General features: G+C 49.8%; 13 protein-coding genes and 1 rRNA gene (1 of these 14 only partly in view). 6 read left to right on the top strand and 8 right to left on the bottom strand.

Annotated features, from left to right (window positions below; translation table 11 throughout):
• Positions 1-246, bottom strand: a 16S ribosomal RNA gene (locus tag OGY83_RS11610); it reaches 1,296 nt to the left of the window's first position.
• A gap of 471 nt (positions 247-717) precedes the next feature.
• Between OGY83_RS11610 and OGY83_RS11605 the strand changes: the two genes are divergently transcribed.
• Positions 718-1,272, top strand: coding sequence for a gamma carbonic anhydrase family protein (locus OGY83_RS11605; RefSeq protein WP_048215431.1), 555 nt, complete (start codon positions 718-720; stop codon positions 1,270-1,272).
• Here OGY83_RS11605 and OGY83_RS11600 read toward each other — a convergent pair.
• From OGY83_RS11600 to dprA, 6 genes are read right to left on the bottom strand one after another with little or no spacing between them, the layout of a single operon-like run.
• A complete protein-coding gene (locus OGY83_RS11600) occupies positions 1,248-1,505 on the bottom strand; it encodes a DUF1488 family protein (RefSeq protein WP_008786281.1) in 258 nt (85 codons plus the stop codon). The two genes, OGY83_RS11605 and OGY83_RS11600, sit on opposite strands and share 25 nt — an antisense overlap.
• Positions 1,502-2,323 (bottom strand): shikimate dehydrogenase, encoded by an 822-nt coding sequence (gene aroE, locus OGY83_RS11595; RefSeq protein ID WP_286635929.1) that lies wholly within the window; start codon positions 2,321-2,323, stop codon positions 1,502-1,504. The genes OGY83_RS11600 and aroE overlap by 4 nt, the downstream gene beginning before the upstream one ends.
• Before the next feature lies 1 nt (position 2,324).
• Positions 2,325-2,897: an L-threonylcarbamoyladenylate synthase type 1 TsaC gene (tsaC, locus tag OGY83_RS11590; RefSeq protein WP_079940096.1), complete on the bottom strand. Its 573-nt coding sequence runs from the start codon at positions 2,895-2,897 to the stop codon at positions 2,325-2,327.
• 4 nt (positions 2,898-2,901) lie between these two features.
• Positions 2,902-3,444: a DNA topoisomerase family protein gene (locus tag OGY83_RS11585; protein ID WP_286635928.1), complete on the bottom strand. Its 543-nt coding sequence runs from the start codon at positions 3,442-3,444 to the stop codon at positions 2,902-2,904.
• A 26-nt stretch (positions 3,445-3,470) separates the two neighbouring features.
• Entirely contained in the window at positions 3,471-3,944 is a 474-nt protein-coding gene (gene smg / locus OGY83_RS11580) for a DUF494 family protein Smg (RefSeq protein WP_003031162.1), read from the bottom strand.
• Positions 3,916-5,040, bottom strand: coding sequence for a DNA-protecting protein DprA (gene dprA / locus OGY83_RS11575; protein WP_286635927.1), 1,125 nt, complete (start codon positions 5,038-5,040; stop codon positions 3,916-3,918). Before dprA ends, smg begins: the two co-directional genes overlap by 29 nt.
• Positions 5,041-5,169: 129 nt before the next feature.
• Here dprA and def point away from each other — a divergent pair, with 129 nt between their 5' ends.
• From def to mscL, 5 genes are all read left to right on the top strand, one after another.
• The gene (def, locus tag OGY83_RS11570; RefSeq protein ID WP_079940099.1) at positions 5,170-5,679 is read left to right on the top strand and encodes a peptide deformylase; all 510 of its coding nucleotides are present in this window, start codon (positions 5,170-5,172) and stop codon (positions 5,677-5,679) included.
• Positions 5,680-5,693: 14 nt separating this feature from the next.
• Positions 5,694-6,641: a methionyl-tRNA formyltransferase gene (gene fmt, locus OGY83_RS11565; protein ID WP_191213832.1), complete on the top strand. Its 948-nt coding sequence runs from the start codon at positions 5,694-5,696 to the stop codon at positions 6,639-6,641.
• A gap of 51 nt (positions 6,642-6,692) precedes the next feature.
• Positions 6,693-7,982, top strand: coding sequence for a 16S rRNA (cytosine(967)-C(5))-methyltransferase RsmB (rsmB, locus tag OGY83_RS11560; protein ID WP_286635926.1), 1,290 nt, complete (start codon positions 6,693-6,695; stop codon positions 7,980-7,982).
• Positions 7,983-8,003: 21 nt separating this feature from the next.
• Entirely contained in the window at positions 8,004-9,380 is a 1,377-nt protein-coding gene (trkA, locus tag OGY83_RS11555; RefSeq protein ID WP_003031153.1) for a Trk system potassium transporter TrkA, read from the top strand.
• 141 nt (positions 9,381-9,521) lie between these two features.
• Entirely contained in the window at positions 9,522-9,935 is a 414-nt protein-coding gene (gene mscL / locus OGY83_RS11550) for a large-conductance mechanosensitive channel protein MscL (protein WP_003031152.1), read from the top strand.
• Here the strand turns inward: mscL and arfA are convergent.
• Positions 9,932-10,150 (bottom strand): alternative ribosome-rescue factor ArfA, encoded by a 219-nt coding sequence (gene arfA / locus OGY83_RS11545; protein ID WP_003828276.1) that lies wholly within the window; start codon positions 10,148-10,150, stop codon positions 9,932-9,934. The genes mscL and arfA overlap by 4 nt on opposite strands.
• Positions 10,151-10,180 lie beyond the last annotated feature (30 nt).

The raw sequence follows: 10,180 nt of genomic DNA, 5'->3' as shown, positions 1-10,180 counted from the left end.
TAATCCCATCTGGGCACATCCGATGGCAAGAGGCCCGAAGGTCCCCCTCTTTGGTCTTGCGACGTTATGCGGTATTAGCTACCGTTTCCAGTAGTTATCCCCCTCCATCGGGCAGTTTCCCAGACATTACTCACCCGTCCGCCACTCGTCACCCAAGGAGCAAGCTCCTCTGTGCTACCGTTCGACTTGCATGTGTTAGGCCTGCCGCCAGCGTTCAATCTGAGCCATGATCAAACTCTTCAATTTAAGTTTGATGCTCGTGAATTAAACTTCGTAATGAATTACGTATGTTCACTCAGAGACTTGGTATTCATTTTTCGTCTTGCGACGTTAAGAATCCGTATCTTCGAGTGCCCACACAGATTGTCTGATAAATTGTTAAAGAGCAGTTGCGACGCGCTTTAGCGCTCTGTCGCGAGGTGGCGTATATTACGCTTTCCTCTTTCAGAGTCAACCCTCATTTTCAGGTTTTTCTCTTCAACCGAACCGGCTGTTTGTGTGAAGTGATTCACATCCGCCGTGTCGATGGAGGCGCATTATAGGGATCCCATTTTTTAGCACAAGTATTTTTTGGATCTTTTTTTCTGAATGCTTGTTTTTCACTCCTTTCGCTACATTCCTGCGCAATTTGGCTGATTTTTGATAGCTAAACCACTTGCACAGTCTCAATAATCCAACCAAAGTCTTCATTACTGCTCTATTTTCGTTGAGGTAAACATGTCTGATGTACTGCGTCCTTATAAGGATCTTTTCCCACAGATCGGAAATCGCGTAATGATCGACACCAGCAGTGTCGTCATTGGTGATGCTCGTTTGGCTGATGATGTCGGAATTTGGCCACTGGTCGCCATTCGTGGCGACGTTAACTATGTACAAATTGGTGCCCGTACAAACATTCAGGACGGCAGCGTTCTCCATGTCACACATAAGTCCACTTCTAATCCGCAGGGTAATCCATTGATCGTGGGTGAGGATGTGACGGTCGGTCACAAAGTCATGCTACACGGCTGCATCATTGGCAACCGCGTATTAGTCGGCATGGGTTCGATTCTGCTGGATGGCGTCGTCGTAGAAGACGACGTTATGATTGGGGCTGGGAGCCTGGTTCCCCAAAACAAACGACTGGAAAGCGGGTATCTGTACCTGGGAAGCCCGGTTAAACAAATCCGTCCATTAAGCGATGAAGAGAAAGCAGGCTTACAATATTCAGCTAACAACTATGTTAAGTGGAAAGATGAATATTTAAGTCAGAGTAACCAAACCCAACCTTGAGCATCTTCCTGCTGGGCCTGGATCAATCCTTCAGCTTCTTCTTCCAGATCCCAGCGATGCTGTTGAAAGATTTCCAACCACTGTTCAGGCGTGTCGCCGCCAAAGCGGGACGCCAGCATCTCTCCAGAGATGGCACATGTTAACTGCATACCATGAACCATCGCCGGAAACACAACGGCGTTAACATCCGTGCGCCATTCTTCTCGATCGGGAAACTGGATCGCCTGATTCATGCCGACAATTCCTGCTGCATGCTTTTAATGACGGGTTCAATCTGCGGCAAAACCCCATGCCAGAGTAAAACGGCGTGCGCTGCTTGTCCCACCAGCATACCCAGGCCATCGGCGTAATGTTTCGCCCCATGTTTGGCACACCAGGAGAGGAACGGTGTATCTCCTTTCTGATAAAACATGTCATAGCAATAGACGGAAGGGTGGATAAGAGATGTCGGAATAGCCGGTATCTCACCGCTAATTCCGCTGGATGTCGCGTTAATAATCAGATCAAAACTGTAATTATCAAGCTCGTCCATTCCTACCACCTGTACGCTGCCGGTATGTGAGAAGATTTGTGCCAGTTCTTCAGCGCGCGAAGCGGTACGGTTAACAATAGTCAACGCACAATCCATAGAAAGAAGAGGTAATAAAACTCCACGGGATGCACCACCCGCACCAATCAACAGAACTCGCGATCCGGGACGAATAAAAGATAAACGCTCAAGATCGCTCAACAAGCCGATACCATCCGTGTTGTCTCCCAGTAAACGCCCATCCTCCAGCCGTTTAAGGGTGTTGACCGCTCCAGCAAGCGATGCCCGCTCCGTTAGTTCATCGGCACGTGCAAATGCCTCTTCTTTAAAAGGCACGGTGACATTTGCCCCCTTCCCGCCCTCAGCAAAAAAAGCGTTCAGCGTATTCACAAAATCATTAATGGGCGCCAGTACACGCCCATAGGAGTGATTAATCTTCAGTTGCTCTGCAAATTGCTGATGAATAAAGGGCGATTTACTGTGCGCTATCGGATTACCAAAAACAGCATAGGCTTCTTTCATATTACCCCTGTCGAAACTGTTCACCTGTCAGAGCATCACGGATCTCCGAAGGATTCAAACGCCCTCCGGTCTCCCCTTCAACCACGGGAAAATCTGTACCGAACTGTGCGTGAACTTCCTCTACCGTTCTGCAAGGCGGTAAGCCACTCAAATTAGCACTGGTAGAAACTAACGGTTTGCCATAAGCCTGGCACAACGCAACCACCAGCGGGTGATCGGTGACACGAACAGCCAGAGAATCAAAGCGCCCGGTCAACCAGCGTGGCGTTGTCGCAAGCGCTGGGAAAACGAAGGTAACAGGACCAGGCCAACGGGCGAAAACAGCGTCACGTTGAGCATCGGTGAGCATGCTATCGTCGATATACGGTTTAAGTTGTTCAAAGTTTGACGCGATTAAAATTAACCCTTTATCGACCGGACGTTGTTTTAGCGCCAACAAACGGGTTACAGCCGTTTCGCTATCGGGGTCGCAGCCGACACCAAATACAGCTTCAGTTGGATAGGCGATGACTTTTTCTTGTTTCAGAACCGCTATCGCCGCAGCGATAGCGTCTGTGGGCAGGCTATTATTCACTTTTTCATTCCGCCGAAATCGGCTTTCCACATTGTTTACTGGCACAGAAATGCTTCACACCCTGCGCGGTTTTCTTTTCGATGAGAAGCGGATAATGACACTCAGGACATTCTCCGGCTAACGGTTTGAAGTTAATGACAAACTGGCACTCCGGATAGCGATCGCAGGAGTAAAAGGTTTTGCCATAACGGGAACGCCGCTGGACAAGATGACCAGTCTGGCATTGAGGACAGACAATTGCTGTTTCATCAGGCTTGTCGATGAGCTCGGTGTGATCGCACGCAGGATAATCACTGCATCCAATGAACATACCGAATCGTCCCTGTCTCAGCACCAGCTCAGCGCCACATGCAGGACAAAGCTTACCCTCCAGAACTTTGACAATATGTCCGTCCGCGGAAGGTTTCAGCGGACGGATGTAATCGCATTCTGGATAGTGTGAACAACCGAGAAATGGACCGTGTTTCCCGGAACGAATAACCAACTCAGCCCCGCATTGTGGGCAGGGCTCATTTTTACGCACCGTGAACAGTGCTGATTTAGCCATAACAACTCATACTGAATGAAGATTGATTAATGCAGCATACCTTCATTCACTTCAAAGAGTAATTCTTCCATTTGCTGATAGGCATTTTCACAACCTGGAATGTTGAATAGCACCATCAGAATCACCCACTTCAGGTCTTCCAGATCGAACTCTGCCGTATCCAGCGCGAGTACGCGCTCAATAACCATTTCTCGCGTTTCGAGGTTTAGCACCTGAATCTGCTCCAGGAATAACAGGAACCCTCTACAGCTTGCATCCAGTCGATCGCACTCTTCTGCAGTATAAATACGTATAGAAAGAGGGTCCGATGCCAGCTGCATAGGTTCAGCAAGACCATCCTGATAATCAGCAAGCTTTTCCAGCCAAAGTAACGCGTTGTAAATGTCTTCACGATCAAAACCAGCGTCGGTAAGATCCCGTTCCAGTTTGTCCTGATCCACACGCAGCTCAGCTTCGTTATGGATATATGTCTCAAACAAATACATTAGTACGTCGAACATGGCATGCCCTCCTCAATCGGACATAGCCGCCGGGTACAGCTGCGATCCACCCTGCTAACTCCAGTTCGAGCAGTTGAGCCACTACCTCTGGCACAGGTTGGCCGGCACGTTCAGCGACGACGTCAACAGGTGTTACCTCATCTCCTACGTTAGCCAGGAGCTCCGGAAATGGCAATGCCACCTCTTCGTGATCTGGCGAATAAATTGATTTTTCAGGTTCATCTGGCAACCATTGCAGCCCATATTGCAAATTTTCAAGAATTTCCTCTGGTGTCGTCACAAGCATGGCTCCCTGCTGAATAAGCCAATGCGGGCCTTCACTTCCCGGGCTCCCAATCGGCCCTGGTAAAGCAAACACCTCCCGCCCTTGTTCCAGTGCACAGCGAGCAGTAACCAGCGACCCGCTACGCTGTGCAGCTTCGACAACCAGTACACCTTTACTTAGACCACTGATAATGCGATTTCGTCGGGGAAAATTGCGCGGCAAAGGGAGCGTATCTAATGGGAACTCAGACACCAGTGCGCCCCCAGCTTCAATCAGTCGCTCCGCAAGACGGATATGCTGTCGCGGGTGAATGGTCTCAAGTCCATTTCCCAGAACTGCAATACTTGTGCCTTGTCGGTTTATTGCAGCATTGTGCGCCACGCCATCAATCCCCCGGGCCAGACCGCTGGTGATCGTCACCCCACATGCAGCAAGCTTTTCACAAAACAACCGTCCCCAACGTTCGCCATACCAGGAGTGTTGTCGACTGCCGACAACGGCAACTTGAAATGAGTGGAGGCATGCGGGATTTCCCGCGACAAAAAGCACCCCAGGATAATCCTCAATCGCACGGAGCTGTGGCGGATAATGCTCGCTGTCGGCAACCACAAAATGGTGGTTAGGCTGTTCAAGCCAGCGCAGCGTTTTTTCCAGCGTCAGATCTGAAAAAGTTAAAAAGCGTCTTGCCTGGCGTGGAGAGAATCCTGCCTGCAGGAGTACCGCGTTGTTAATACACGGTTGAGTATTGAGCCAGTGAGCAACGCGCACCATCTCATCACCATACAGTTCATTCACTTGCGCTAAACGTAGCCAAATTTCGATTTGGGTCATCCCTGTTCCCCTGCCACAAGCAGTCCTGGCAATCTTTGCGATTGGTCACTGATGCTGTCAATCAGAGGGGGTTTTGTCTAGAATAGAGGTAATAATCTTTTCAACTCCTGAATACAACTCTGGATAACTATGTCAGTTTTGCAAGTGTTACATATTCCGGACGAGCGCCTTCGCACAGTCGCAAAACCGGTTGAAGAAGTGAATGCAGAAATTCAGCGTATCGTTGATGATATGTTCGAAACGATGTACGCCGAAGAAGGTATCGGCCTGGCAGCTACACAGGTCGATATTCATCAGCGCATCATTGTTATTGATGTCTCTGAAAATCGCGACGAGCAGTTGGTACTCATTAACCCAGAGCTACTGGAGAAAGACGGCGAAACCGGCATTGAAGAAGGTTGTCTGTCTATTCCTGAACAGCGTGCGTTAGTACCACGTGCAGAGAAAGTAAAAATTCGTGCGCTCGATCGCGACGGCAAAACTTTTGAACTGGAAGCCGATGGCCTGCTGGCTATCTGCATTCAACATGAAATGGATCACCTGGTCGGTAAACTGTTTATCGATTATCTGTCTCCGTTGAAGCAACAACGCATTCGTCAGAAAGTTGAAAAACTCGACCGCCTGAACGCCCGAGCTTAAGGACAAGAATCAACGTGTCAGACTCACTACGTATTATTTTTGCGGGTACACCTGACTTTGCAGCGCGTCATCTCGACGCGCTGCTGTCTTCTGGACATAACGTCGTTGGCGTGTTTACCCAACCGGACCGCCCGGCGGGACGCGGTAAAAAGCTGATGCCCAGCCCGGTAAAAGTGCTGGCAGAAGAAAAAGGGATACCGGTTTTTCAACCCGTCTCTCTTCGCCCTCAGGAAAACCAGCAACTGGTTGCTGATTTACACGCAGACGTGATGGTGGTGGTGGCATATGGCCTGATTCTGCCAAAAGCCGTACTGGAAATGCCGCGCCTGGGTTGTATCAACGTTCACGGTTCCCTGCTTCCGCGCTGGCGTGGCGCTGCACCAATCCAACGCTCGCTGTGGGCTGGCGACGCCGAAACCGGTGTTACCATCATGCAGATGGATGTTGGCCTCGACACTGGTGATATGCTGCTGAAGCTGTCTTGCCCGATTACGGCAGAAGATACCAGCGGTTCGTTATACGACAAACTGGCAGACCTGGGGCCTCAGGGGCTGATTGAAACGCTAAAACAGCTGGCTGCCGGCACAATAAAACCTGTGGTACAAGATGAATCACTGGTTACACATGCAGAAAAACTCAGCAAAGAAGAGGCCCGCATCGACTGGTCGCTTTCGGCTGTTCAATTGGAACGTTGCATCCGCGCCTTTAACCCGTGGCCAATGAGTTGGCTTGAAATCGACGGTCAGCCAGTGAAAGTCTGGCAAGCCTCGGTTATTGCTGCAAACGCCCAGGCCGAGCCTGGCACCATTCTTGAGGCGACAAAGCAGGGTATCCAGGTCGCAACAGGCGACGGTATTCTGAATCTTATCTCTTTGCAGCCTGCCGGAAAAAAAGCCATGAGCGCGCAGGATCTGCTTAATTCGCGCCGGGAGTGGTTCGTGCCCGGAAACCGTCTGGCCTGACGGTTCATCTCTTTAAGCCCGGTGTCTCCGGGCATTTTTATTTTTGCGCTTATGAAAAAACATCTTAATTTACGCAGTATGGCGGCCCAGGCCGTCGAACAGGTTGTCGAGAAAGGACAATCATTAAGTAATGTGCTGCCCGCCATGCAGCAAAAAGTTGCCGATAAAGACAAAGCGCTGTTGCAGGAACTTTGCTTCGGCATGTTGCGTACACTCTCTCAACTGGAGTGGATGATCCAGCAACTGATGGAACGTCCAATGACGGGCAAACAGCGCACCGTTCACTACCTGATCATGGTGGGCTTCTACCAACTTCTGCATACTCGTATTCCAGCACACGCTGCGCTGGCTGAGACTGTAGAAGGCGCGGTTGTTATTAAGCGTCCACAGCTGAAAGGGTTGGTTAACGGCGTACTGCGCCAGTTTCAACGCCGTCAGGATGAACTGCTGGCCGAGTTTGCGCAAAGCGATTTGCGCTTCTTACACCCCTCCTGGCTGGTGAAACGTATTAAGAGTGCGTATCCGCAGCAGTGGGAAGCCATTCTTGAAGCCAATAACCAACGACCACCGATGTGGCTACGAGTCAATCGTAATCACCATACTCGCGACGCCTGGCTAGACCTGCTTACCGAAGCGGGATTAACCGGTTTCCCGCATCCAGACTACCCAGATGCAGTGCGTCTGGAAACACCAGCTCCAGTTCACGCTCTCCCTGGTTTTGATGAAGGCTGGGTCACCGTCCAGGATGCTTCCGCACAGGGTTGTGTCAGCTATCTGCGCCCAGAGAATGGCGAGCAGATCCTTGATCTATGCGCCGCGCCGGGCGGTAAAACCACTCACATTCTGGAAGTTGCTCCGCAAGCTAACGTCATGGCCGTCGATGTGGATGAAAAACGCTTATCGCGCGTTTACGACAATCTGAAACGGCTGGGCATGAAGGCAACCGTAAAACAGGGTGATGGCCGCTATCCACAGCAGTGGTGCGGTGAGCAACAGTTTGACCGTATTTTGCTGGACGCTCCATGTTCTGCTACTGGGGTGATCCGTCGCCATCCGGATATCAAATGGCTGCGCCGCGACCGGGATATTGCCGAACTTGCCCAATTGCAGGCTGAGATCCTGAATGCAACCTGGTCACACCTTAAACCTGGCGGTACGCTGGTTTATGCAACCTGCTCTATTCTGCCAGAAGAGAACCAGCAGCAAATTGCCGCCTTCCTGGCACGTACTACGGATGCGGTATTAAGCGAAACCGGTACGCCGGAAAAACCCGGACGACAGAATTTACCGGGTGCGGAAGATGGCGATGGCTTCTTTTACGCTAAGCTAATCAAAAAGTGATGAGATAACGGGTCGCGACTGATGAAAATTATCATTCTGGGCGCTGGGCAAGTTGGCGGTACGCTGGCTGAAAACCTGGTCGGAGAGAACAACGATATCACGGTAGTCGATACCAATGGTGAACGCCTGCGCAGCCTGCAGGACAAGTTTGATCTCCGCGTCGTGCAAGGGCATGGTTCGCATCCCCGCGTATTACGTGAAGCCGGTGCCGACGATGCCGATATGCTGGTTGCCGTAACCAGCTCAGATGAAACAAATATGGTTGCCTGCCAGGTAGCTTATTCACTGTTTAATACGCCTAATCGCATCGCCCGTATTCGTTCACCAGATTACGTTCGCGATGCCGACAAGCTGTTCCAATCCGATGCGGTACCAATCGATCACCTGATTGCGCCTGAGCAACTGGTTATCGATAGCATTTATCGCCTGATTGAATATCCGGGCGCATTGCAGGTGGTGAATTTTGCCGAAGGTAAAGTCAGTCTGGCAGTAGTAAAAGCCTATTACGGCGGGCCGCTTATCGGTAATGCGCTGTCAACAATGCGTGAGCATATGCCGCACATCGATACCCGCGTTGCGGCGATTTTCCGTCATGACCGACCGATCCGTCCGCAAGGTTCTACGATCGTTGAAGCGGGTGATGAAGTCTTCTTTATTGCGGCATCACAGCATATACGCGCCGTAATGAGTGAACTGCAACGTCTGGAAAAGCCGTACAAACGCATTATGTTAGTGGGCGGCGGTAATATCGGTGCGGGTTTGGCACGTCGTCTGGAAAAAGATTACAGCGTCAAACTGATCGAACGTAATCAACAGCGCGCATCCGAACTTGCGGAGAAACTGCAAAATACGATCGTCTTTTTTGGTGATGCTTCGGATCAAGAGTTACTGGCCGAAGAACATATCGATCAGGTTGATCTGTTCATCGCAGTAACCAACGATGATGAAGCAAATATCATGTCGGCGATGCTTGCCAAACGGATGGGTGCCAAGAAAGTGATGGTGTTAATCCAACGCAGAGCATACGTCGATCTTGTGCAAGGCAGCGTGATCGATATTGCGATATCGCCGCAGCAGGCGACCATCTCTGCACTGCTGAGCCACGTACGTAAAGCTGACATTGTTGGCGTTTCTTCACTACGCCGTGGAGTAGCAGAAGCCATTGAAGCTGTCGCGCACGGGGATGAAACGACATCACGAGTTGTGGGTCGCTCAATTGATGAAATTAAACTTCCCCCTGGAACCATTATTGGCGCCGTTGTGCGTGGTAACGATGTGATGATTGCCAACGATAACCTGCGCATTGAGCAGGGCGATCATGTAATTATGTTCCTGACAGATAAAAAGTTTATTACCGACGTCGAGCGACTATTCCAGCCAAGTCCTTTCTTCCTGTAATAATTTGGGCGCTAATACAGCGCCCTTTTTATTTCCCTTTATTTTTCATGGTCTAATAAATTTTCCTTTCGGCAATACATAAATGGAAATTGCCTAAACATTTGTTAAACTTATAAACGTCAGCTGCATAGGGAGAATAAAATGAGCATTATTAAAGAGTTTCGCGAATTCGCGATGCGCGGGAATGTTGTCGATTTGGCAGTGGGTGTCATTATTGGTGCGGCATTCGGTAAGATTGTTTCATCACTGGTTGCCGATATCATCATGCCGCCACTGGGGTTGTTAATTGGTGGAATTGATTTTAAACAGTTTGCTTTAACGCTACGTGATGCACAGGGAGACATCCCTGCCGTGGTCATGCATTACGGTGTATTTATTCAGAACGTCTTTGATTTCATTATTGTTGCGTTTGCTATCTTTATGGCAATCAAACTGATTAACAAACTGAACCGTAAAAAAGCAGAAGAGCCGGCAGCACCGCCAGCTCCATCGAAAGAAGAAGTATTACTGAGTGAAATTCGTGACCTGCTGAAAGAACAGAATAACCGCTCTTAAGCACTCACTGAAACAAGAAGGCCAGTGGTAAAAAAGTTAATTACTTTCTTGCCACTGGCCTCCCAGTTACCCCGATTGCCATGTTTGCCTTTACGTAGATAACTTCCTTTCCCTTTCTTATTTTTCTCAACGCGCTGTCTGAACAGTGGGTCATGCAGAAGCGCCTCAATGGCATTATCCTTTATCTGCCCTTTGGTGTGCTGATAACGACTCATAATATCTCCGGTTTGTTGTAATTTACGCCG

This window comes from Citrobacter sp. Cpo090 (assembly GCF_030332665.1).
Classification (GTDB): domain Bacteria; phylum Pseudomonadota; class Gammaproteobacteria; order Enterobacterales; family Enterobacteriaceae; genus Citrobacter; species Citrobacter portucalensis.
This window is presented reverse-complemented; position numbering and strand designations above follow the sequence as displayed.